At 69.8% G+C, this 21,810-nt stretch carries 19 protein-coding genes and 1 pseudogene; 14 read left to right on the top strand and 6 right to left on the bottom strand.

All coding sequences use genetic code 11. From position 1 onward, the window contains the following. The first annotated feature begins 96 nt into the window (after positions 1-96). From ACGFZ2_RS23930 to ACGFZ2_RS23900, 7 genes are all read left to right on the top strand, one after another. Positions 97-1,104, top strand: a complete 1,008-nt coding sequence (locus ACGFZ2_RS23930) for an ABC transporter permease (RefSeq protein WP_393263635.1) — start codon at positions 97-99, stop codon at positions 1,102-1,104. Then, positions 1,097-2,005 (top strand): ABC transporter permease, encoded by a 909-nt coding sequence (locus ACGFZ2_RS23925; RefSeq protein WP_393263634.1) that lies wholly within the window; start codon positions 1,097-1,099, stop codon positions 2,003-2,005. The genes ACGFZ2_RS23930 and ACGFZ2_RS23925 overlap by 8 nt, the downstream gene beginning before the upstream one ends. A 74-nt stretch (positions 2,006-2,079) precedes the next feature. Beyond that, positions 2,080-3,657 (top strand): ABC transporter substrate-binding protein, encoded by a 1,578-nt coding sequence (locus tag ACGFZ2_RS23920; RefSeq protein ID WP_393263633.1) that lies wholly within the window; start codon positions 2,080-2,082, stop codon positions 3,655-3,657. Positions 3,658-3,776: 119 nt separating this feature from the next. Continuing rightward, positions 3,777-5,102, top strand: coding sequence for a M20 family metallopeptidase (locus ACGFZ2_RS23915; protein ID WP_393457007.1), 1,326 nt, complete (start codon positions 3,777-3,779; stop codon positions 5,100-5,102). A 2-nt stretch (positions 5,103-5,104) separates the two neighbouring features. After that, a complete protein-coding gene (locus tag ACGFZ2_RS23910; protein ID WP_393263630.1) occupies positions 5,105-6,055 on the top strand; it encodes a DUF1177 domain-containing protein in 951 nt (316 codons plus the stop codon). 50 nt (positions 6,056-6,105) lie between these two features. Further along, positions 6,106-7,887 (top strand): ABC transporter ATP-binding protein, encoded by a 1,782-nt coding sequence (locus ACGFZ2_RS23905; protein ID WP_393263628.1) that lies wholly within the window; start codon positions 6,106-6,108, stop codon positions 7,885-7,887. Next, complete coding sequence (locus ACGFZ2_RS23900) at positions 7,887-8,630, top strand: AroM family protein (protein WP_393457067.1); 744 nt, start codon at positions 7,887-7,889, stop codon at positions 8,628-8,630. Before ACGFZ2_RS23905 ends, ACGFZ2_RS23900 begins: the two co-directional genes overlap by 1 nt. A gap of 81 nt (positions 8,631-8,711) precedes the next feature. Here the strand turns inward: ACGFZ2_RS23900 and ACGFZ2_RS23895 are convergent, their stop codons facing one another. The 3 genes from ACGFZ2_RS23895 to ACGFZ2_RS23885 all read right to left on the bottom strand — a co-directional run bounded on the left by ACGFZ2_RS23895 (position 8,712) and on the right by ACGFZ2_RS23885 (position 11,628). Then, positions 8,712-9,530 carry an SAM-dependent methyltransferase gene (locus ACGFZ2_RS23895; RefSeq protein ID WP_393263627.1) on the bottom strand — a complete coding sequence of 273 codons (819 nt, stop codon included), beginning with the start codon at positions 9,528-9,530 and terminating at the stop codon, positions 8,712-8,714. A gap of 371 nt (positions 9,531-9,901) precedes the next feature. Continuing rightward, positions 9,902-10,276, bottom strand: a complete 375-nt coding sequence (locus ACGFZ2_RS23890; protein ID WP_393457004.1) for a hypothetical protein — start codon at positions 10,274-10,276, stop codon at positions 9,902-9,904. 434 nt (positions 10,277-10,710) lie between these two features. Beyond that, positions 10,711-11,628: an alpha/beta fold hydrolase gene (locus tag ACGFZ2_RS23885; RefSeq protein WP_393457001.1), complete on the bottom strand. Its 918-nt coding sequence runs from the start codon at positions 11,626-11,628 to the stop codon at positions 10,711-10,713. A gap of 362 nt (positions 11,629-11,990) precedes the next feature. On the opposite strand from ACGFZ2_RS23885, the pseudogene ACGFZ2_RS23880 reads away from it, so the two are divergent. Further along, positions 11,991-12,347, top strand: a pseudogene (locus ACGFZ2_RS23880) (transposase); the annotation flags it as partial. A gap of 16 nt (positions 12,348-12,363) precedes the next feature. Here the strand turns inward: ACGFZ2_RS23880 and ACGFZ2_RS23875 are convergent. Then, positions 12,364-12,774: a VOC family protein gene (locus ACGFZ2_RS23875; protein WP_393456998.1), complete on the bottom strand. Its 411-nt coding sequence runs from the start codon at positions 12,772-12,774 to the stop codon at positions 12,364-12,366. Positions 12,775-13,255: 481 nt separating this feature from the next. Here ACGFZ2_RS23875 and ACGFZ2_RS23870 point away from each other — a divergent pair, with 481 nt between their 5' ends. The 3 genes from ACGFZ2_RS23870 to ACGFZ2_RS23860 are packed head-to-tail and all read left to right on the top strand — an operon-like array spanning position 13,256 to position 15,479. After that, on the top strand, positions 13,256-13,864 hold the full coding sequence (locus ACGFZ2_RS23870; RefSeq protein ID WP_393456996.1) for a dihydrofolate reductase family protein: 609 nt from the start codon (positions 13,256-13,258) through the stop codon (positions 13,862-13,864). Between the two features lie 53 nt (positions 13,865-13,917). Continuing rightward, on the top strand, positions 13,918-14,241 hold the full coding sequence (locus ACGFZ2_RS23865) for a YciI family protein (protein WP_393456993.1): 324 nt from the start codon (positions 13,918-13,920) through the stop codon (positions 14,239-14,241). Beyond that, on the top strand, positions 14,238-15,479 hold the full coding sequence (locus ACGFZ2_RS23860) for an RNA polymerase sigma factor (protein WP_393456990.1): 1,242 nt from the start codon (positions 14,238-14,240) through the stop codon (positions 15,477-15,479). The genes ACGFZ2_RS23865 and ACGFZ2_RS23860 overlap by 4 nt, the downstream gene beginning before the upstream one ends. A 93-nt stretch (positions 15,480-15,572) precedes the next feature. Here the strand turns inward: ACGFZ2_RS23860 and ACGFZ2_RS23855 are convergent, their stop codons facing one another. Together ACGFZ2_RS23855 and ACGFZ2_RS23850 are read right to left on the bottom strand one after the other, a co-directional pair. After that, complete coding sequence (locus ACGFZ2_RS23855; protein ID WP_393456987.1) at positions 15,573-17,291, bottom strand: sensor histidine kinase; 1,719 nt, start codon at positions 17,289-17,291, stop codon at positions 15,573-15,575. Then, entirely contained in the window at positions 17,288-18,028 is a 741-nt protein-coding gene (locus ACGFZ2_RS23850; RefSeq protein WP_393263611.1) for a response regulator transcription factor, read from the bottom strand. The genes ACGFZ2_RS23855 and ACGFZ2_RS23850 overlap by 4 nt, the downstream gene beginning before the upstream one ends. A 179-nt stretch (positions 18,029-18,207) precedes the next feature. Here ACGFZ2_RS23850 and alr point away from each other — a divergent pair, with 179 nt between their 5' ends. The 3 genes from alr to ACGFZ2_RS23835 are packed head-to-tail and all read left to right on the top strand — an operon-like array spanning position 18,208 to position 21,778. Beyond that, positions 18,208-19,578, top strand: a complete 1,371-nt coding sequence (gene alr / locus ACGFZ2_RS23845) for an alanine racemase (RefSeq protein ID WP_393456984.1) — start codon at positions 18,208-18,210, stop codon at positions 19,576-19,578. Beyond that, positions 19,575-20,603 carry a D-alanine--D-alanine ligase family protein gene (locus ACGFZ2_RS23840; RefSeq protein ID WP_393456981.1) on the top strand — a complete coding sequence of 343 codons (1,029 nt, stop codon included), beginning with the start codon at positions 19,575-19,577 and terminating at the stop codon, positions 20,601-20,603. Before alr ends, ACGFZ2_RS23840 begins: the two co-directional genes overlap by 4 nt. Then, a complete protein-coding gene (locus tag ACGFZ2_RS23835) occupies positions 20,603-21,778 on the top strand; it encodes a glycosyltransferase (protein ID WP_393456978.1) in 1,176 nt (391 codons plus the stop codon). The genes ACGFZ2_RS23840 and ACGFZ2_RS23835 overlap by 1 nt, the downstream gene beginning before the upstream one ends. The last annotated feature ends 32 nt before the right edge of the window (positions 21,779-21,810 follow it).

Raw genomic sequence — 21,810 nt, 5'->3', positions numbered from 1 at the left:
ATACAGAGAAGGTATTGCGCATGGGTGCGGGGCGGACGAATCCTGGGTGGCGCCAAGACCAGGTCAGACCCAACAAAGCGCAGATTGGAGGTGGCCGTGAACCACGTGGTGCGACGAGTCCTCGCGATGATCCCGGCGCTCCTCGGCGTCGTGCTCTGCATCTTCCTTCTCACGCGAGTCCTGCCCGGTGACCCGGCCCGGACTCTCGCCGGGGAGCAGGCCGACCCGGCGACCGTCGAGAAGATCCGTGCCGAGATGGGCCTCGACCAGCCACTGGTCGCCCAGTTCGTCTCCTACGTGCGCGGCCTCTTCGCCGGAGACTTCGGGTTCGCCTGGCACACCGGGCAGCCCGTCCTCACGGACTTCGCCTCCCGGCTGCCGGCGACGGTCGAGCTCGCCATCGTGGCGATCCTCATCTCGCTGCTCGTCGGGGTCCCGATCGGTGTCATCAGCGCGACGCGCCGCGACCGGCCCGTCGACCACGCCAGCCGCATCTTTTCGCTGGTCGGAGCGTCGATGCCGCTTTTCTGGCTCGCCCTCATCGTGATCTTCGTCTTCTACAACCGGCTCGGGTGGGAGCCGGCCCCGCTGGGCCGCATCGCCCAGGACGTGAACCCACCGACGTCGATCACGGGGCTCTACGTCCTCGACTCGCTCCTGACCGGTGACCTCGTCGCGCTCAAGTCGTCGCTGGCCCACATCATCTGGCCGGCCCTGTGCCTCGCCACCGGGAGCACGGCGATCATCGCCCGGATGACGCGGTCCGAGATGCTCGAGGTGATCAACCAGGACTACGTGCGCACCGCTCGCTCCAAGGGCCTGCCGCCGGCCAAGGTCATCCTCAAGCACGCGCTGAAGAACGCCGCCCCCGTCATCGTGACCGTCGTCGGCCTCCAGTTCGGCCAGCTCCTCGGCGGCGCGGTCATCACCGAGACGGTCTTCAGCTGGCCGGGCATCGGCGCCTATGTCGTGCAGTCCGTGCTCGCCACCGACTATGCGCCGGTCCAGGCCTTCACCCTGCTCGCCGCGGTCATCTACCTGACGGTCAACCTCTGCGTCGATCTGTTCAACGGCCGCCTGGACCCGAGGATCGAGAATGCCTGACACCACCGTGTCCGCGACCGCGCGGGGCCACCGGGTCGCGTCGTCCGACCGGGCGACCGCCAGGCCCACCACCGCCTGGCGCCTCCTGGTCCGCAACCGCCTGGCGATGGTCGGTCTCGTCTTCATCGCGATCTGGACCATCGGTGCTCTGGTGGCCGACCTGCTGCCGTACTCGCCCACCGAGACCGGAGCCGGAGGGCTTCTCGAACCCCCCTCTGGCGCGCACCTCTTCGGCACGGACAACTTCGGCCGCGACATCCTCGCCCGGGTGCTCGCCGGCGGGCGGATCTCCCTCTGGACCGGGCTCATCGCCGTCGGGATCTCGCTGCTCGTCGGTGTTCCGATCGGCGCCATCTCCGGCTTCGTCGGCGGCGCGGTGAGCGCGGTGCTCATGCGGGTGATGGATGTGCTCCTCGCCTTCCCGTCGCTCGTGCTGGCCATGGCGATCGCCGCCGCCCTCGGCCCGGGCCTGGCGAGCGCGATGGTCGCCGTGGGCGTCGTCGGCATCCCCGAGTTCGCCCGCATCGTCTACAGCCAGACCCGCTCGCTGCGGGAGCGTGACTTCGTCGAGGCCGGGCGCGCCATCGGCCTGCGGGACCGGACGATCCTCATCCGGCACATCGTCCCGAACACCGTTGCCCCGATCCTCGTCCGAGCGACCCTCGGGATGGGCTACGCGATCCTCACGGCCGCCTCGCTCAGCTTCATCGGCCTCGGCGCGCAGCCGCCGACGCCGGAATGGGGCGTCATGATCTCGGACGGCCGTGGCTACATCATCAGCGGCGAGTGGTGGATGACCGTCTTCCCCGGCATCGCCATCGCCACCTCGATTCTCGGCTTCAACCTGATCGGCGACGGCCTTCGCGACGTCCTCGACCCGCGCCTGCGGACGAGCCGATGACCCGGTGCGGACCTGCCACGGACGCCAGCCCATCCGCCCACCCCAACCCCCACCCTGACCTGAAGGAGAACAGCGTGAAGCGCAGCGCCACCCTGGCCGCCGCGGTCGCCGTCATCTTCGTCGCAGCCGGCTGTGGAGCCAACGCCAACCAGGGCGGCTCCTCGCAGGCCGATGGGACCGCCAAGGACACCCTCGTCGCCGCCTACTCCGAAGGCGGCAAGACCCTCAACCCCGCCGAGGCCAACGACGTCACCTCCGACACGTTCGTCGTGGCGGCCTACGACCAACTGGTCACGTACGACCGCACGACGGTCGACGGCAAGCCGACCGCGAAGACGGACACGATCGTGCCGATGCTGGCCGAGTCGTGGAAGGTGAGTACCGACTCGAAGAGCTACACCTTCACCATGCGGCAGGGCGTGAAGTTCGAGGACGGCTCGGCGCTCGACTCCGACGACGTCGTCAAGACGTTCGACTTCATCAAGAAGTCGAGTTCGGCGAGCTTCCTGTACGGCATGGCCGGCATCGACACCGTGACGGCGATCGACTCGCAGACGGTGAAGATCGACCTCAAGGCGCCGAACCACCTCTTCCTCCAGATCCTGCCGATGTACTCGTTCTCGATCATCAACATCGACAAGGTCAACGCCGAGGGCGGCGGCAAGTGGCTCGACACGCACACCGCGGGCTCCGGCCCCTACCGGCTGACGAAGTGGGACCCGGCGACCGAGGCCGTGCTCGAACGTAACGACACCTACTGGGGTGAGAAGCCGGCCCTGCGCAAGATCAACACCAAGTTCATCGGCGAGGCGAGCAACCGCGTGCAGCTCCTCACCAAGGGCGAGGTCGACATCGCGCTCGAGGTGCCGGCGAAGGACGTCGGCACGCTGTCGAAGCAGTCCGGCGTCGCCATCGACTCCCGGGCCAGCAACAAGGTCCTCTTCTTCGGGATGAACAACGCCATCAAGCCGTTCGACAACCCGAAGGTCCGGCAGGCCGTCTCGTACGCGATTCCGTACGACAAGCTCATCAGCGACGTCATGAAGGGCCAGGCGTCGCCCATGCGCTCGTCCGTGGCCAGCTCGACCCCGGGCTTCACCGACGCCGGCTATGTCTACTCGTACGACCTGAACAAGGCCAAGGCGCTCCTCGCGGAGGCCGGCTACCCCAACGGCTTCAGCTTCGACTTCACCCTCGGCAGCGGCTTCGAGGACTGGTCGGACGACGCCGTGCTCATCCAGGCCGAGCTGGCGAAGATCGGCGTGACGATGAACATCAACAAGATGGCGCGCCCGCAGTTCCTCGAGGCGCTCGCCACGAAGAAGGTGCAGGCCTACATCAGCCGCTGGACCTCCTTCGTCAATGACCCGGGCTACCACCTCGGCCTCCTGTTGACGAGCGACGGCACGAGCAACTACGTCAACTTCAACAGTCCCGAGGTCGACAACCTCTGGAAGCAGGCCTCGACCGAGACGGACCAGAACGTCCGGAACGATCTGTACGGCAAGGCGCAGGAGATCATCAACACCCAGGCGCCGTGGGCGTACCTCTACGAGTACAACATCGTCGTCGCGCAGCGCGCGGGCGTGCAGGGGTACACGTCGTACCCCGACGGGATCATCCGTTTCTTCCAGCTGAGCAACAAGGGCTGACGCCGATAGGAGAGGCGTGCCGCCGGGCCCACCGCCATCCCGACGCGCCCGGCGGCCGCCTCCTCCACACCACCGCGAATCCGACTTCCCGCAGGCGAACACGACACCTGGAGCCCGACTTGACCACGACATCCCCCGCCTGGGAGACCCGGGTCCTCGACGAGATCGAGCGCACCCAGGACGAACTGCTGACGCTCGCCGGAGACCTCATCCGGATCCCGAGCGAGAACCCTCCGGGGGACTGCACGGACGTCGGCAACTTCATCGCCGACCACCTGCGCGCCCAGGGCCTCGACCCCGAGGTCCACGACGCCGGCGATGGTCGCCTCAGCATCGTCGTCCACCGTGCCGCGAGCAACGCCGCGGTGGACGACGACCCCACGACGGCGCGCCACCTGGTGCTCGCCGGTCACACCGACGTCGTTCCCGTCGGTGACCTGAACCGTTGGACGTTTCCCCCCTTCGCGGGCGACATCGTCGACGGCTACCTCCGCGGTCGCGGGGCGAGCGACATGAAGGCCGGCCTCGCCGGCGTCATCCACACGCTCGTCGTCCTGCACCGCCTCGGTGTCCCGCTCGCCGGGAAGCTGTCGCTCGCGGCGGTCCCCGACGAGGAGCAGGGCGGCTCGCGCGGGGCGGACTGGCTCCTCGACCAGGGGGTCCTCGACGGCGCGACCGGCGCGATCATCGCCGAGCCCGCCGAACGCACGCACCCGACGATCGGCCAGAAGGGCAGCAACTGGTTCCGGATGACGATCGACGGCAAGCCGGGGCACGGCAGCCTCCAGCCGCTGCACGGCGTCAGCGCGAACCTGCTCGCGGCCAGGGCCGTCATCGCCCTGCAGCAGCTCTGGGACATGAAGCCGTCGCCGCCCGAGGACGTGGTCGACCTCATCGAGCGGTCCAAGACGTTCGCCGAGGAACGCGAGGGCTACGGTCCGGGCATCGGCGCCGTCTTCGAGCACGTCACCGTCAACATCGGCACGATCCACGGTGGCACCTCCTCCAACGTCGTCGCGGACCGGTGCGTCGTCGACGTCGACACCCGCGTGCCGATCGGGTTGTCGCGGGCCGAGGTCCTCGCCCGGGTCGACGAGCTGCTCGCCGAGGCGGGCATCGAGGCGACGATCGAGCCGACCGGCTTCCGCAGCGAGCCGAACTGGACGCTGCCGAGCGACCCCATCGTCGCCGAACTCGTCGCGGCCCTACGCGAACTGACCGGGGACCCCACCGCGGAGGGTGTGCTCCAGTGGGCGTCCTCCGACGCCCGCACCTTTCGCAGCCACGGCATCCCCGTGCTCCAGTACGGGCCGGCAGAGCTGGCCACCATCCACGGCTTCGACGAGAGGGCACCCGTCGCCGACGTCGTCCTCGCCGCGAAGACCTACGCCCTGACCACCCTCCGGTACCTCGGCGTCGCCGAGACCGCCGTCGAAAGCGAATGATCATGCTGTCCCACGTCCTCACGGCCCTCGACCTCCTCGACCGCCCCGACGCGTCCGGCAAGCTCGTCGCCGAGCACCTGCGCACCCTCGGCGACGACGCCTGCTCGATCACCGTCGAGACCGTGGCGGGCGAGCTCGGTTCGACCGACTTCATCCAGGTCATCGTCCCGGGCAGCCGCGGCAAGACCGTCGGCGGCGACGCCCCGACGCTCGGTGTCGTCGGGCGCCTCGGCGGCCTCGGCGCCCGCCCGGAACTCATCGGCTACGTGTCCGACGGTGACGGGGCCACCGCCGCCGTCGCCACGGCCGCCAAGCTCCTCGCGATGCACGCCCGCGGCGACATCCTGCCCGGCGACGTCGTCATCTCGACGCACATCTGCCCCGACGCGCCGACCCGCCCGCACGACCCCGTGCCCTTCATGGACTCGCCCGTCGACATCACCGCGATGAACGAGCACGAGGTCACGTCGGAGATGGACGCCGTCCTGTCCATCGACACCACGAAGGGCAACCGCCTCATCAACCACCGGGGCATCGCCATCTCCCCGACGGTCCGCGCCGGCTACATCCTCCCCGCCAGCACAGACCTCGTCAGCGTCCTGGAGACCGTGTCGGGGGAGCCGGCCGTCGTCTTTCCGCTGTCGACGCAGGACATCACGCCGTACGGCAACGGCCTGCACCACCTCAACTCGATCCTCCAGCCGGCCGTCGCGACGGCCGCGCCCGTCGTCGGTGTCGCCATCACCACGGTGACGCCCGTCGCCGGCTGCGCGACCGGCGCGAGCCACGAGGTCGACATCGCACTGGCCGCGCGCTTCGCCGTCGAGGTCGCCAAGGGCTTCACCGCGGGTGCGGTGTCCTTTCACGACGAGGCCCAGGCGGCGCTCCTCGAGAGCCTCTACGGCCCGGCCACCCACCTGCAGACGAGCGGGAAGAGCCCCGCGCACGCCTGAGCGGGCACGCGGGACCGAGCCCAGCGGCATACGGAACAAGGAGCACGGACATGGCTGAGACCCTGCTGTCGATCGAGAACCTCTCGATCCGGATCGACACGTCGCGCGGCCCGATCCACCCGGTCCGGAGCCTCGACCTGACCATCGCGCGAGGCGAGATGGTCGGGCTGGTCGGCGAGTCGGGCTCGGGCAAGAGCGTCACCGCCATGTCGATCACGGGACTGCTGCCGGCGCGGCAGGCGCACGTCACCGGCGGGCACATCCGCTTCGACGGGCGCGACCTCGCCGCGCTGTCGGACCGGCAGATGCGCAGGATCCGCGGCAAGGAGATCGCGACGATCTTCCAGGAGCCGATGACCGCGCTCAACCCGGTCTTCACGATCCGTGACCAGCTCACCGAACCGTTGCGCCAGCACCTGCGCCTCGGCCGACGGCAGGCGGCGGACCGAGCGGGCCAACTGCTCGACATGGTGGGCATCCGCAACACCGCACGCGTCCTCGCCGGGTACCCGCACGAGTTGTCCGGTGGAATGCGCCAGCGAGTCATGATCGCCATGGCCATGGCGTGTGAGCCGAAGCTGCTCATCGCCGACGAGCCGACGACCGCGCTCGACGTCACGACCCAGTTGCAGATCCTCGACCTCATCATGGACCTGCAGGAGCAGCACGGAACGGCGGTCCTGCTCATCACGCACGACCTCGGCGTCGTCGCCCAGACCTGCCAGCGGGTCGCCGTGATGTACGGCGGTGAACTGCAGGAGACGGCGCCGACGGAGCAGCTTTTCGCCGCGCCGCAGGCCGACTACACGAAGCGGCTGCTCAGCTTCATCCCCTCCGCCAACGAGCACGTCATCGAGGCGGTCGAGGCGCTCGCCGAAAATAGCGCGGCGCCCGACGGCTCGGGGCCGGTTCGCGTCGAGGCGGGCACGGACGCTCCCTCGGCATCCGACGACGAGGCGCCGGTGCTGCTCGAGGTCACCGACCTGACGAAGACCTTCACCGGGCGACGCCGCCGTCTGGGACGTCCGGCCGATACCGTCAAAGCCGTCGACGGCGTGTCCTTCCGGGTCCGCCGTGGCCGCACGCTCGCCATCGTGGGCGAGTCCGGTTCGGGCAAGTCGACGACCGGTCGGGCCCTGCTGCGCCTGCACGAGCCGACGTCGGGCGCGGTGACCTTCAACGGGGTCGACCTCCTCGCGGCGAGTGACGACGAGTTGCGTCGGCTCCGCTCCGAGATGCAGATCGTCTTCCAGGACACGTACGCCTCGCTCGACCCGCGGTGGACGATCCACCGGGCCCTCGCCGAGCCGCTGCGGTTGCACACGGACCTCGACGACGCGGCGATCCGCGCCCGCATCGTCGACGTCCTCGAGACGGTCGGCCTGCGGGAGGAGGACATCGACCGCTTCCCGCACGAGTTCTCGGGGGGTCAACGCCAGCGGATCGGCATCGCACGGGCCCTCATCCTCAACCCGAGCCTCGTCGTCTGCGACGAGCCCGTGTCGGCACTCGACGTGTCGGTACAGGCCCAGGTGCTCGACCTCATGAAGCAGTTGCAGCGGGACCTCGGGCTCACGTACGTCTTCATCTCGCACGATCTGTCCGTCGTCGAGATGATGGCCGACGAGATCGTCGTCATGAGCCAGGGCCGCGTCGTCGAGCAGGGCAGTGTCGAGCAGATCTTCACGGCGCCGCAGCACCCCTACACCAAGGCGCTCCTAGCTGCGATCCCGATCGCCGACCCCACCGCCCGGGTCGACCGGGCCGTGCGGCGCCGCATCGTCGAGCGTGGCGTCGCGGCGGCCGACCTGCCCGAGAAGGAGGTGGCGTGATGCACGAACCGGCTGCGGGCGGGGCGCGCAGCGTAAGGCCGACGCTCGGTCTCGTCACGATCGGCCAGGCCCCCCGCGTCGACCTGATCCCCGATGTCGAGGCTGCCCTCTCCGGCGTCGACTGGGTCGAACACGGGGCGTTGGACCTCCTCGACGCGGACGGCATCGCCCGGCTCGAACCACGCGGCGGGGAGCGTACCCTTGTTTCCCGGCTGCGGGACGGTTCGCGCGTCCGCCTCGGCGCGACGAGCATCGCCCCGGCGCTTGACGGCGCTCTCCGACGTTGCGTAGCCGATCACTGCGGGGCCGTCCTCGTGCTGTGTACCGGCCGCGTCGAGCACGGTCCGGCGTCGGTGCCGGTGCTCCACGCGGAGGACCTCGCCCACGACCTCATGGTGCGCCTCGTCGGTGAGGGGCGGTTGGGTGTCCTGTGCCCCGTGCCGGAGCAGTTGACGGACATCCGGCAGCGGTGGGAGGGGCGCCTGGGCCGCCCGGTCGTCGCGGCAGCCGTGGACCCCTACACGGCGGGCCTCGACGAGGTGGCGGCCGCCGGACGAAGGGTCACCGCGGGCGGAGCCGACGTGGTCTTTCTCGACTGCATCGGCTACACGGGGGAGCAGCGGGAAGTGCTCGCCGCCGCGGGCATCCGAGCCGAGACCGCCCGCCACCTCGCGGTGACGGGCGCGGTGGGTCTCCTGTCCTCCGCCTCGTGCGCCGACCAGGAGCGTTCACCGGGTTGGTGACCCGCCAGGGGCGGCCTTCGGTCCGGAAGTCGTTGCGGGCCCGGACGCGAGCAGACCCGTCAGATCCGTGAACGATCGAGATCAGTCCACAGTCGGCTTTCGGCCCACGCCGCCGAGGATCCAGACCTCCTCCGGGCTGATGTCGGTTTCGGTGTCGGGCCGCCATTCGGAAACGAACACCAGGCCGGGGTCGATGAGGTCTACGCCGTCAAAGAAGCGTTCGATTTGACTGCGCGTGCGGTGTGTGGACGGATATTTGGTGTTCTTGTAGACCGCTGCGGCGCCACCAGCGTTGTCCGGCCTGGCGTCGGCGGTGGCGTGATTGATGACAAGGTAGCTACCCGGGGCCATGGCGTCGCGGAGGTGGGCGACGATCGCGTACGGGTCGGCTTCGTCGTCGATGAAGTGAAGGACGGCGGCCAGCAGGATTGCCATCGGCTGGTCGAAGTCGATCTGCGCCCGGGTGTCGGGGTGGTTGAGGATGACGTCCGGGTCGCGCAGGTCCGCCGTGATCACGCTCGTGGTCTTGGCTTCGGTGGTCTTCAAGGCGCGCGAGCGGGCCAGCACCTTCGGATCGTTGTCGACGTAGACCACGCGGGCGTCCGGCGCCTCAGCTTGGGCGATCTCGTGGACGTTGCCCTGGGTGGGCAGGCCACTGCCGATGTCGAGGAATTGGCGGATGCCCGCGTCGCGGGCCAGGAAACGCACTGCACGTTGGATGAACCCACGGTTCTCCCGTGCCATGAGAATCACCTCGGGAGCCGCTGCGAGCACCTCGTTCGCGGCTCGGCGATCGGCTGCGGAATTGTCCTTGCCGCCCAAGTAGTAGTCGTACATGCCCGCAGCAGTGGGGACCGAGGGGTCGATGCCGCCCGACTGGACCGAGCTGTCCGTGGTCACCTGTCTCCGAATCCTTCCTCGGGAGCGTCCACATGGTCGTCTAGATCCGACGTGAACTGGCAGCCCAGCAGGACGTCGCGTCCCGACGTGCGTCATCGCGGCGCACGCGCGCCCCTGAGCCCTCTCGGGCTGCATGGCTGAGCATCGGGACCGTCCGGCACCCTGGCCCGCGAGCACAACAACATGGGTTGGCCTCGGATTATTCACGTTGACCAGGGTCAGGGGAAGAGTCGGGCCGAAACCGTTGCGGCCGTTGTTCGAGACGATCAGGGGCCGCCCCACGAACCTCCTGCTCAGAGCCTTACCGCCCGACTACGCGATTCGCCCTGGCCCCGCGCCAGAGGGGCACGCGGGGCCTCTCCGGCCGTCAGTTAGTGCGAGAAGGTGAAGGAGGGCGAGTAGATCGTGCCGTAGGTCCGGAACACGTTGTGCTCGCCCGTCTTGATCGTCTTCGAGCCGAGGAAGACCGTCGCGCCGCTGCCGTGGGCATACACGTAGACAGGCTCAGTGCTGCCGGCGGTGAGCGTGATGCTCCAACACTTGCCCGGCCCTACCAGATTGCTGGTGAACCCGCCACGATAGGGGAACTCCAGGGTCGACGAGTAGGTCGTTGACTTGTTGCAGAGTCCGGTCCGGTTGGTGCTCGCTGCGCTTGCCGGTGTCGCGGCGGTGGCCAACCCTGCCAGGACCAGGGCGCCGATCAAGACCGGCCGCCACACCTTGCGCATGCGAGTCAAAGCTGTCATCTGGGCTCCTAGGACCTGGTAGTGGACATTGCCATGAATCAGTTGCGCCTGGACGCGCGTAACGCGTGCGTCTATGGAGGCACGGATGCGGCCGGGTGGTTGGTTCACGGAACCTCTATGAGGTTCCCCTTCGGACGCGGAGCGCCGGTGCTCGCGGCGATCTTCGAGCACCACGGCCCGCGCACTGTCGGCCGATCCGCTGCAGTTCGGATGCAGCCGGTGCCCCCGCTATCGATCAATCGGCCTGGCGCCGGGTGCCGCTGGCCTCCGGCCCGCCTCGACAGCGTTTCGTAGGCCCACCGGAGCCGCTGACCACCGCGAACGCTTCCACCAGACCAGCGACAAGCCGCAGCAACGCAGCCCCGTCTGCCGGCAGCCAGGGGTTGTTGCCCCGCTGACGCCTTGTGAACCGACCACTCCGAGGTCGACGGTCGCTACAGCGCAGGTCCAAGGACGACTCGTCGCACCGCGTCCACAACCAGCTGCGGCTGGCCGTAATGAACGTAGTGGTCGGTCGTGTCGGCGATCACGTGTCGTCCCCGGCTGGACAGCGCGGCCAGTTGGGCGTGATGCTCGAGCACCTCGCGCGACTGGCCGGCTGCGGAGATCACGACCACCGGACGGTCCTGCCAGGCTCCGGGCCGTACCGTTGACTGCACCAGACGGGCGCTGTCCACAGAGGCCTCGGCTTCGCTGGCGGCGGCTGCCATGCTGGCGCTCCGATACACGACCGCCGCGTTCTCACGTACCTCCCGCGGCGCGCCCGTGCTCGCGGCGATCCCCGGGGCCAGCCGCACCGCACCGATCCGCGCGGCGAACTGGAAGGCTGCCATCTGCGCGCGAACGACAGGGCCGCTCGCCTGCAACGTCCCGGTCTGGCGCTCGTCGGTGACGTCCACCAGCACCAGACCCGCGGTCTCGTCAGGCCAACGGTCAGCGAACAGACGCACCACGAACCCACCCACCGAATGACCGACCAGGACGTAGGGCCCGTGTTCGCCCGCCTTGTCCAGGAGCGTGTGTAGCTCTTCGGCCAGCCGCCCGGCGTCGCGCCGACCGGGCCCCGGATCGCTCCACGCGTAGCCGCCGCGGTCATAGCTGCATGCCCGGACCCGCACGGTCGCCGAGGGGTCGGTCAGCATCTGTTGCACCGTCGCCCATGTCGTGGACGACTCGCCGAGCCCTGCTTCGAACACCACGGTCGGCGCGCTGTCGGCCAATCCGCTGCAGTTCAGATGCAGCCGGTGCCCCCCGATGTCGATCGACCGGCCTGGCTCCGGATACCGCTGACCGTCGGCCCGCCTCGACAGCGTCTCGTAGACCCAACCGGAGCCGCTGACCACCGCGAACACGACTACCAGACCAGCGACGATCCGTAGCAGCGCTCGCCGCCAACGCGTCCGGACAGGTCGGCGAGGCTCCGCCACGCCATCAAGGCTTTCTCCCACAGCCACGACGGTAGGCAGCCGCCACCCCCGCGGCATCGTCCTGCGGTCGCGTTGGCCGTACGACTCGCGTCGCCACCGGTCCCAGTCCTCTCCACCTCCTGGCGGATGCGTTGTTTCCGACCGCTACGGGATCGCCCCTACGGCCGAAACGCCGGTCGGCTGCGGGAGTTGGTGCAGCGGCTGATCAGGGCCCGGCAGGGGAGCCGGGCGACCCGGCTCGCTGGGTTTCCCCGCACGCGGCCACGACCTGCGCCGCCGGTGGGAACCCGGTCCTGACCGCCATCCGCGTCCCACGCCTGACCACCGGCCGCCCGCGGACCCGTCCGGACCGGGTCTTGGCCGACAAGGCGTACACGTCGAAGGCGAACCGGGTTTACCTGCGCCGACGCGGGATCGCCGCGACGATCCCGAGCAAGGCCGACCAGGACGCGAACCGGCGGGCCAAGGGATCCAGGGGCGGTCGCCCACCGCCATTCGACGCGCACGTCTACCAGCAGCGACACGCTGTGGAGTGCGGCATCAACCGGCTCAAACGCAACCGGGCCGTCGCTACCCGCTTCGACAAACTCGCCGCCCGCTACGAAGCCGCCATCCACCTCGCCGCCATCAACGCATGGCTGTAGCCGACTTCGACAGACCCTAGTCGCGCTTGGGCCAGATGAGGCCCTGATCGGTCCAGATGACACCCTTGTTGCGGCAGAGGCAGAAGGGGTGGCCAATGGGGTCGGCGTAGACGCGGAAGCCGTAGCCGTCGGGGCCGACGCAGTCCCGCTGCAGGGTCGCGCCGAGGGCCAGGATGCGGCGCTGTTCGGCCTCGATGTCGTCGACTTCGAAGTCGAGGTGGAACTGCTTGGGGTGCTCGCTGTCGGGCCACTGCGGGGCGCGGTAGTCCTCCACCTGGATGAAGGCCAGTTCGATCTCGCCGAACTGGATACCGGCCCAGTTCTCGTTACTGCCTCCCTTGACCGGGAGCCCCGTCACCTCGGAGTAGAAGGCTGCCAGCTTCATCGTGTCCGGGCAATCGATGATGAAGTCGGTTAGTCGTAGCATCCCGCGATCTTGTCACAAGATCAAATGAGCCGGACTTTGAGACAGGCCCTGGTGGTGCTTTGTCAGGTTCTGTGGCGTTTGCTGCGGTGTAACGGCTTTCACGGGTTGGTGGCAGGTGGCACAGATCATGAAGGATCTCGTGTTCGAGACGCGCGATCTTGATGAGTCGAGCGGGCCACGGACACCGCCCAGTTCTTCGTCAAGGACGGCGCCATGAAGGCGGTCCATGGTGCACACCGTGGCGATCACATGTCCATTTACCGAGCGGAGTGTTCCGCTTGCCGGAACAAACCACATCGAGGGCCGGTACCCCGGAGGAGGTGCCGGGCGCGGCGGTGGCTACCTGGCGGACTTGGTGAAGGTCGAGCCGGAGGCGTTCGCCAGGAAAAATCCGGGAGGCGGTGTCGGATCGGGGCGGTGGTGTTCGTAGCAGGGGTGAGGACGCCCACGAGGGGCGGCGCCAAGGTAAGGAGCCGCGATCATGAAGCTGACGACCATGACTCAGGTCACCATCGATGGAGTGATGCAGGGAAACGGTGCCGCGTCGGATGACCGCAGGAACGGATTCGAGCGCGGCGGATGGGCCCGGGGGAAGGGTGACGACGAGACCAGGACGTTCATCACGCAGACCTACCAGCGCGCCGACGCGTTCCTGTTCGGCCGGCGGACCTACGAGTTGTTCGCCGGCTCCTGGGGATCAATCGACCAGATGCGCGCACATCCCATCGGTGTGGCCTTGAACGAGGCTCCCAAGTACGTTGCCTCGACCACGCTCACCCCGCCGCGTTGGGAGGACACGACCGTTCTCCGCGGTGACCTCGCGACGGCCGTCAGTGAGCTGAGGGCCAAGCCCGGGGGTGAGCTGCAGGTGCACGGCAGTGGCGCCCTGACCCGGTGGCTGCTGGAGAACGACCTGGTCGACGAGATGACTCTGATCGTGATCCCGGTGATCCTCGGCCAGGGCGCGAGACTGTTCCCGGAGACCGGTCCGGATCTCGCGCTCGACCTGGTCGAGTCGCGGGTCGACTCGAAGGGCGTGACGATCCAGGTCTACCGGCCGGCCGGGCGCCCGCGGTATGCAACGGCCTGAAGTCCCTGACCACCGAACCACGCTGTCTCGACACCACAGGAGATGATCTTCAGATGCGGTACCTGGTTTCCGTGATCGATGACAAGAGCAATCCCGGCAGCACGGACAGGCAGCCTGCCATCAGCGCGTTCAACGAACGACTGATCGCCGAGGGCTACTGGGTTTTCGCTGGCGGACTCGCGGACACCGACGCGGCCACGGTCATCGACAACCGGGGCGAGGAGGCGGTGTTCAGCGACGGGCCTTTCGTGGAGTCGAAGGAGTACCTCGCCGGCGTCTGGGTGTGGGAGGCCCCCGACCTGGATGTGGCGCTCAGGCTCGCCACCGAGGCGTCGAAGGTCTGCGATCGGAAGATCGAGGTGCGGCCGTTCCTGTGAACAGGGTCGACGCCCGGGCGGCGGTCACCGAGGCCCACCACGAGGAGTGGGCGCGGGTGGTCGCCGCCCTGACCAGGCGCTTCGGTGACCTCCACATCGCCGAGGAGGCAGCGGCCGAGGCGTTCACGACCGCCGTCGAGCGGTGGCCGGCCGACGGCGTGCCCCCCAACCCCGGCGCCTGGCTGACCACCACCGCCAACCGCAAGGCCATCGACCGGATCCGGCGCGAGAACAAACGCGACGACAAGCACAAGGAGGCTCAGATGCTGCACGACGACAGCCCACCCGAGCCTCTCGGCGCCATCGACGACGACCGGCTCCGGCTGATCTTCACCTGCTGTCACCCGGCGCTGGCGATGGAAGCCCGCGTGGCGCTGACGCTGCGCATGGTCGGCGGTCTGACCGTGCCCGAGATCTCCCGCGCCTTCCTGGTGGCCGAGAGTGCCATGGGGCAGCGGATCACCCGCGCGAAGGCCAAGATCAAGGCGACCCGCATCCCCTATCGCGTGCCGTCCGCCGACGACCTGCCGGCCCGTGTCTCCGGCGTACTCGCCGTCCTGTTTCTCGTCTTCAACGAGGGCTACCTGGCCAGCGGCCCCGACACCGACCCCGTACGACACGACCTGACCGCCGAGGCGATCCGGCTCGCCCGCCTGATCCGCGCCCTCCTGCCGGACGACGGTGAGGTGGCCGGGCTGCTGGCGCTGATGCTGCTCACCGAGGCCCGCCGCCCCGCCCGGATCTCGGCCGGCGGCGAACTGGTCGCCCTCGACGAGCAGGACCGTGGGGCCTGGGACGCGGAACTGATCGCCGAGGGCCACCGGCTGGTGCGCGAGCGCCTCGCCGCTGCCGCCGCCGGGGTGGCTCCGGGTCGCTACCAGATCCTCGCCGCGATCAACGCCGTGCACACCTCCGCCCGCGACATACGCGACACCGAGTGGTCGCAGGTCCTCGCCCTCTACGACCAGCTCGTCCGCCTCGACCCCTCGCCGATCATCGCCCTCAACCGGGCCGTCGCGGTCGCCGAGCTCGACGGCCCGGAGGTGGCACTGGCCATCGTTGACCGCCTCGCCGAGGCGTTGGTCGGATATCACGCCTACCACGCCACCCGCGCCGACCTGCTGCGCCGGCTCGGCCGAAGTCAGCAGTCACGCGCGGCCTACGACAAAGCCATCGACCTGGCGGGCAACACCGCCGAGACCGCCTACCTGACCCGCCGCCGCGACCAACTGCGGTAGCGCCACGGATCCCGATCGAAACCCCGCACACAGCGGCGTGGCGTCCGACTCGATGCAAGACCACCGACGGCTGAACCCGCGGGGCCGATGGCGCTACCGAGCGGGATGGCGCCGACCGCGCGGGACCTGACCCCCCACCTGAGCTGTTCGCTGGTGGGCGAGGGGAAGCGCGATGGTGAATGTCGTCCCGACGCCGACCTCACTCGCGACCGTGATGGTGCCCTGGTGATCGGTGACGATCTGCCGGGTGATGGCGAGGCCGAGGCCACTGCCCCCGGTACGGCGACCCCGTGCGGCGTCGGCCCGCCAGAACCGGTCGAACACATGCGGCAGCGCGTCCGCTGCGATTCCCGAGCCGGTGTCGACGACCTGGACGACCGCCTGCGTGTCGGTGCGGCTCGCGACCAGCCGGACGCTGCCGCCGGCAGCGGTCGCCCGTAGTGCGTTGGTGACGAGATTGCCCACCACCTGGCGGAGCCGGTCGGGATCGGCGTGTACCGCAACCGGCTCGGCCGCCACGCACAACGACACCCCGGCTGACTCCGCCCGGGCGTGGTGGGCGGTGCCGCAGGTCTCCAGGAGTTCGGCCAGATCCACCGTGACCCGGTGGTACGCCAGGTTGCCGGCCTCAGCGAGGGCCAGGTCCTGCAGGTCGTCGACGATGCGCTGTTGCAGCACCGCCTCTTCGAGCAGCGAGGCGTAGAGCTCCTGGTCCGGCGCGATCACGCCGTCGGAGAGCGCCTCGAGATAGCCGCGCAGGTTGGCCAGCGGGGTGCGCAGTTCGTGTGCGACGTCGGCGACCAGCCGGCGTTGCCGCTCCTCCCCGCGCTGCAGGGAGTCGGCCATCCGGTTGAACGACAGGGCCAACTCCGCCAGCTCGTCGTTGCCCCGCACCGGAACCCGTCCGGTGAGGTCGCCCCGGCCGAGCTGCTGGGCGGCCACGGTGAGCGTGTCGATGGGTCGCAGCACCCGCCGGCTCAGCAGCACGGTGCCGATGATCGCGACCGCCGCCACGCCCGCCGCCGCGGCGAGCAGCGGACCGGCCGCCAGCGCGGACGCCGGATCGCCACGAGTGCCGAGGTAGACCCGGGCGGGTACCGGCGCGACGTCACTGATCTGGTTGGTGAAGACCTGGGCCAGGCAGGAATCCAGTGGTTCCACCGCCGTCAGGGCGCCACAGCCCTGCACCCGGTCGGCGTCGGCCCCCCGCTCACGGCCCGGCCGGGCCGCGACGTCGCGACAGCCGCCGGCGATCTCGTCGACGCTTCGGCGATCGCGCACGTCGGCCCCGCTCAGGTTGACCTCGAAACGAGGAACTCCCGTGCTGGCGGGCGAAACGGCAACGGGAACGGATGCCCGCGTCAGGCAGGCCGCGAACAGCACGCCGGTGCGGTAGGCGGCGATCTCGTCGACCACGCCTTTCTGCCGGCCGACCGGGTCCACCGGCAATGCGGCCAGATTCAGCACCGGCCGCGGATCGACGAACCCGACCATCGTGCCGAGCGGCCGGGCGGTGCGATTCTCCTGGGTGTCCGTGTCCACGATCACCTGGCCCGTATCGGCGACCAGGTGGATCCGCTGACCGGTCTCGGCGCGCAGGTCCTGCACCAGGCCGGGCACGCCCTCCCAGGTGCCGTGCCCGCTGCCGTACGCCTCGAGTCGGTCGACGACCTGGTCGAGCTGTGCCCGGTCGACGGTGGCCGACTCGTTGATCTGTTGCGAGGCCTGCCGCAGGGTCAGCCACGCGGTCGCCGCCGTCGCGCTCACCGCGACGAGGATCACCAGCCAGAGCACCCGTAGCCGAAAACTCACCGGCTGGCTCCGGGCGTCCCCTCGGGCGTCGGCGTTGCCGCCGGTCCCGGCTCCGGTTCGGCGAGCCGGTAGCCGCGGCCGTAGACGGTCTGCACGTACCGCGGCTCGGCAACGTCGGCCTCGATCTTGCGGCGGAGGTTCATCACGTGCGCGTCGACGGTGCGTTCGAGAACGAAATGATCGAATCCGAAGGCACGGTCGATGATCTGCGCCCGGGTGAACACCCGCCCGGGCTCGCCGGCGAGCACCTCGAGGATGCCGAACTCCTTGGCCGTCAGGGCGACCGGCCGGCCGCCGACGCGTACCTCGAACCGGCCGGCGTCCACCTCGAGCTCGCCGACGCGCAGCACCGCCCGGTTGTCGGCGCTCACCACCCGGGCCCGGCGCAGCAGCGCCCGTACCCGGGCGGCCAGCTCCCGCGGGCTGTACGGCTTGGTGAGGTAGTCGTCGGCACCGAGATCGAGGCCCAGCAGGACGTCGTCCTCGGTGGTACGGGCGGTCAGCAGCAGGATCGGAATCTCCGATTCGGCGCGCAGGATCCGGCACACGTCGAGGCCGTCGACGACCGGCATCATCACGTCGAGGACCACCAGGTCCGGCCGGCGGGACCGGCACCGGTCCAGCGCGGCCCGCCCGTCGCCGACCAGCAGCACGCTGTGCCCCTCGCGTTCGAGATAGACCCGTACCAGGTTGGCCTGCTTGGGGTCGTCCTCGGCGACCAGGATCCGCGCGCTCATGTTTCCCCATTCTGGCTGGTGGTGGCGGGGGTCAAGTAAAACCGAAACCTGTGAAGAACTGATGCGGACGGCTCCGGAGAGCGGCGAGCGGGATGTCCCCACAGCTGGCCCACGGTTTCTTCAAGGGTTCTTCACCACAGGCTGCCTACCGTGCCGGTCATGTCAGTCAGGATCCGGACATGATCTTGGAACCAGCGCACCCGGGCCGCCGCGAGGAGCAACAGCGGCGGGCGGTCCGGCGGCGGATCCGGGAGACGCGCGCGGTGCGCCGGGCCGCCGCTGTCGGCGGGCACGGGGCCGCCGAACCGCCGGACGAACCTCCCGTCGAACCCAGGGCTGCCGGGGCGACGCCGGGTACGCGCGGTCGGCGCGCGGGGACCGGTGTGATCAGTGAGAGTGCCGAGCTGGCCGAGGCCGTGATAGATCTCGCGGCGATCGCCCAGAACATTCGGACGATCGCGGCGATCGCGCGTACCGGGTTGATGGCCGTGGTGAAGGCCGACGCGTTCGGGCACGGCGCGGTGCCGGTGGCACGGGCTGCGCTGGGGGCCGGCGCCGACTGGCTGGGCGTGACCTCGGCGACGGAGGCGGTGGCACTGCGATCGGCGGGCATCGACGCGCCCGTCCTGAGCTGGCTGCACCGCCCGGACGAGGACTTCACCCGCCTGATTGCCGCGGACGTCGACATCGCGGTGTCGACCCTGACCCATCTGCGCGCGATCGCCAACGCGGCCAGGGGTCTCGGTGTGCCCGCCGCGGTCCAGCTCAAGGCGGACGTCGGTCTGTCCCGCAACGGCGCCAGCGGCGACGAATGGCCCGATCTGGTCGCCTGGGCCCGCAGGCACGAGGTGGAGGGCAGCATCCGGGTACACGGGGTGTGGTCCCACTTGACCAACGCCGACGTGCCCGGATGCCCGAGCATCGCGCGGCAGCTGTCAACGTTCCAGGAGGCACTGCGGATCGCGCTTGACGCCGGGCTTGATCCGGAAGTGGTGCATCTGGCCAATTCGGCGGCGGCACTGGCCGCCCCGGAGACCCGGTTCGATCTCTGTCGGATCGGCCTGGCCATGTATGGCGTCGACCCCTTTGGCGCGGCCGGCCCCCGCCGTTTCGGCCTGCGACCCGCCATGACCCTGCGGTCAAGGGTGATCAACCTGAAGCGCGTGCCCGCCGGGACCGGCGTCTCGTACGGGCCCGACCACGTGACCAGTCGGCCGACCACGCTCGCTCTGCTGCCGCTCGGGTACGCCGACGGCCTGTCGCGCACCGCCGAGGGCCGCGCGTGGGTCTGGCTCGCCGGTCGACGGTGCCCGATCGTCGGCCGCATCGCCATGGATCAGTGCGTCGTCGATGTCGGCGATCTGCCGGTGGCGCTCGGCGATCCCGTGGTCGTCTTCGGCCCCGGCGCCGAGCCCGGCTCGCCCGACCCGGCCGAGCCGACGGCCGCCGAGTGGGCGCAGTGGGCCGGCACCAACCCGCACGAAGTCCTGACCGGAATCGGCGCGCGAGTGGCGCGCGTACACCTACACGCGGAAGCGGCAACGTCATGACCGTTCGTTTGGCGGTGCTGTTCGGTGGGCGCAGCGGGGAGCACGACGTCTCCCGGCGCTCGGCGGAAAGCATCCTGGCCCATCTCGACCGCGACACGTACGACGTGACCGAGGTGCTGATCGAGCGGGACGGCCAGTGGCGGGTGAACGGCGACCGGGCCACGTTCGCGCAGGCGCTGCGGACCCTCGGCGACCAGGACGTGGTGTTCCCGGCGCTGCACGGCCCGTACGGTGAGGACGGCACCATCCAGTCGATGCTGGAGTGGCTCGGCGTCGCGTATGTCGGAAACGGTGTCTTCGCCAGCGCCGCGGGGATGGACAAGCCGGTCACGAAGAAACTCCTCGCCGCCGACGGCCTGCGCGTGGCCGCCGGGGTGACGCTGCGCCCCGACGAGGAGCTGTCGTCGCGGGATCAGCAGCGACTGGGACTGCCCGTCTTCGTCAAACCGGCCCGGGCCGGCTCCAGCCTGGGCGTCTCCAAGGTCGAACGATGGGCGCAACTGCCCGCCGCCCTGCGGCTCGCGCGCGAGAGCGACGCGAAGGTTGTCGTCGAACGCGCCGTGCGCGGGCGCGAGATCGACGTCGGCGTCCTTCAGCACCCCGACGGTCGCGTCGAGGCCGGGCCGCCGCTGGAGATACGGGTGGCCAACGCCTCCTTCTTCGACTACGACGCCAAGTACGACGGCGGTGCCGTCTTCCACATTCCGGCCCGGCTCGACCCCGGCACCACCCGACTACTGCAGGACCGGGCCGTGCGGGCGTTCCACGCGCTCGGATGCCGCGGGCTGCTCCGCGTCGACTTCTTCCTCCCGGATCCGGACGCCGACCACGGCACGGGGTGGACCGGAGACCACCGGGAGCCGGTGATCAACGAGGTCAACACCTTCCCCGGATTCACCGCCGCCTCCCAGTACCCGCAGATCTGGCAGCGGGCCGGCGTCGGCTACTCGGCACTGCTCGACATCCTCATCCAGGGCGCACTGCACCGACGCGACACCGCCTCCCCCTGCCCGAGTTCCTGCTGATGGCCGTCTACGCCGCGGCACATCTCCGTGGTCTCCGCATGATCGTCGCGGGCGGGGGAACGGGCGGGCACACCTACCCGGCGCTGACCACGATCCGTGCGCTCCGCGACCGGCTAGCGGCAGCCGGCACCGAACCGGACGTCCGCTGGGTGGGCGTCGCCCACGGGCTGGAGGCCAGAATCGCCCGGCAGGAGGGCATCCCCTTCACGGCGATCACCACCGGCAAACTGCGCCGCTCGCCGAACCTGCGCGAGTGGGGCCGCAACGTCGCCGACGCCTTCCGCGTGCCGCTCGGTATCTTCCAGGCCATCATGATCGTGGTGCGCACCCGGCCCGAGGTGGTCTTCTCCACCGGCGGATACGTCTCCGTCCCGATCGGGATCGCCGCCTGGCTGACCCGCCGCCCGCTGGTCATGCACGAGCAGATCCTCACGCTCGGGCTGGCGAACCGGATCCTCGCCCGCCTCGCTGATCGAGTCCTGCTGAGCCACGAATCCTCCATCGACCACCTGCCCGCCGGAGCGAGAACCCGCGCGGTGGTCACCGGCAACCCGATCCGGCCCGAGATCCTCACGGGTAACCGCAACCGGGCGCTCGCCGCATTCCACCTGGACCCCCGCCTGCCGCTGGTGTACGTCACCGGCGGCGCCCAAGGCGCCGTCCAGGTCAACAACCTGATCGCCGACAGCCTCCCCGGACTCCTGCCGAGATGTCAGGTGCTGCACCAGTGCGGCGACTACTCCCTCGGCCGGATGCGGCAGGTCGCGGCCGCCCTTCCGGAACACCTGCGCAGCAGGTACCGGGTCGTCGACTACGTCCACGGCGAGCTGCCGGACGTCCTGAGCGCCGCGGACATCGTCGTCGCGCGCAGCGGCGCCGGCACCGTCGCCGAACTCACCGCCCTGGGCAAGGCATGCGTCCTCGTCCCGCTCATCCCCACCGGCGGCGACGAACAGCGGCGGACCGCACAACACCTCGCCGACGCCGGTGCCTCCCGCATGCTCGCCGGCCCCGAGGCCTCCGCCAACCGCCTCTACGAGGAGATCATGGTGCTGCTCGACCACCCGGAACGACGCCAGAAGCTGGCCAACGCCGCCCGTCAACACGGCCGCCCCCACGCGGCCACAGCCGTGGCCAGCGCAATCATCGACGCCGCCGGCCGGTGCCGGCCATGATCCTGCTGTCTGATCGGCGAATCTCGGCCATC

It is taken from the genome of Micromonospora sp. NPDC048063, from assembly GCF_043202855.1.
Classification (GTDB): Bacteria; Actinomycetota; Actinomycetes; order Mycobacteriales; family Micromonosporaceae; genus Micromonospora.
This window is presented reverse-complemented; position numbering and strand designations above follow the sequence as displayed.

Excerpts from the sequence above, each read along its gene's own strand:
- ACGFZ2_RS23925 (WP_393263634.1), top strand. The coding sequence starts at position 1,097 with ATGCCTGACACCACCGTGTCCGCGACCGCGCGGGGCCACCGGGTCGCG.
- ACGFZ2_RS23910 (WP_393263630.1), top strand. The coding sequence starts at position 5,105 with ATGCTGTCCCACGTCCTCACGGCCCTCGACCTCCTCGACCGCCCCGAC.
- ACGFZ2_RS23905 (WP_393263628.1), top strand. The coding sequence starts at position 6,106 with ATGGCTGAGACCCTGCTGTCGATCGAGAACCTCTCGATCCGGATCGAC.
- ACGFZ2_RS23900 (WP_393457067.1), top strand. The coding sequence starts at position 7,887 with ATGCACGAACCGGCTGCGGGCGGGGCGCGCAGCGTAAGGCCGACGCTC.
- ACGFZ2_RS23890 (WP_393457004.1), bottom strand. The coding sequence starts at position 10,276 with ATGACAGCTTTGACTCGCATGCGCAAGGTGTGGCGGCCGGTCTTGATC.
- ACGFZ2_RS23875 (WP_393456998.1), bottom strand. The coding sequence starts at position 12,774 with ATGCTACGACTAACCGACTTCATCATCGATTGCCCGGACACGATGAAG.
- ACGFZ2_RS23870 (WP_393456996.1), top strand. The coding sequence starts at position 13,256 with ATGAAGCTGACGACCATGACTCAGGTCACCATCGATGGAGTGATGCAG.
- ACGFZ2_RS23865 (WP_393456993.1), top strand. The coding sequence starts at position 13,918 with ATGCGGTACCTGGTTTCCGTGATCGATGACAAGAGCAATCCCGGCAGC.
- ACGFZ2_RS23850 (WP_393263611.1), bottom strand. The coding sequence starts at position 18,028 with ATGAGCGCGCGGATCCTGGTCGCCGAGGACGACCCCAAGCAGGCCAAC.
- alr (WP_393456984.1), top strand. The coding sequence starts at position 18,208 with ATGATCTTGGAACCAGCGCACCCGGGCCGCCGCGAGGAGCAACAGCGG.
- ACGFZ2_RS23840 (WP_393456981.1), top strand. The coding sequence starts at position 19,575 with ATGACCGTTCGTTTGGCGGTGCTGTTCGGTGGGCGCAGCGGGGAGCAC.
- ACGFZ2_RS23835 (WP_393456978.1), top strand. The coding sequence starts at position 20,603 with ATGGCCGTCTACGCCGCGGCACATCTCCGTGGTCTCCGCATGATCGTC.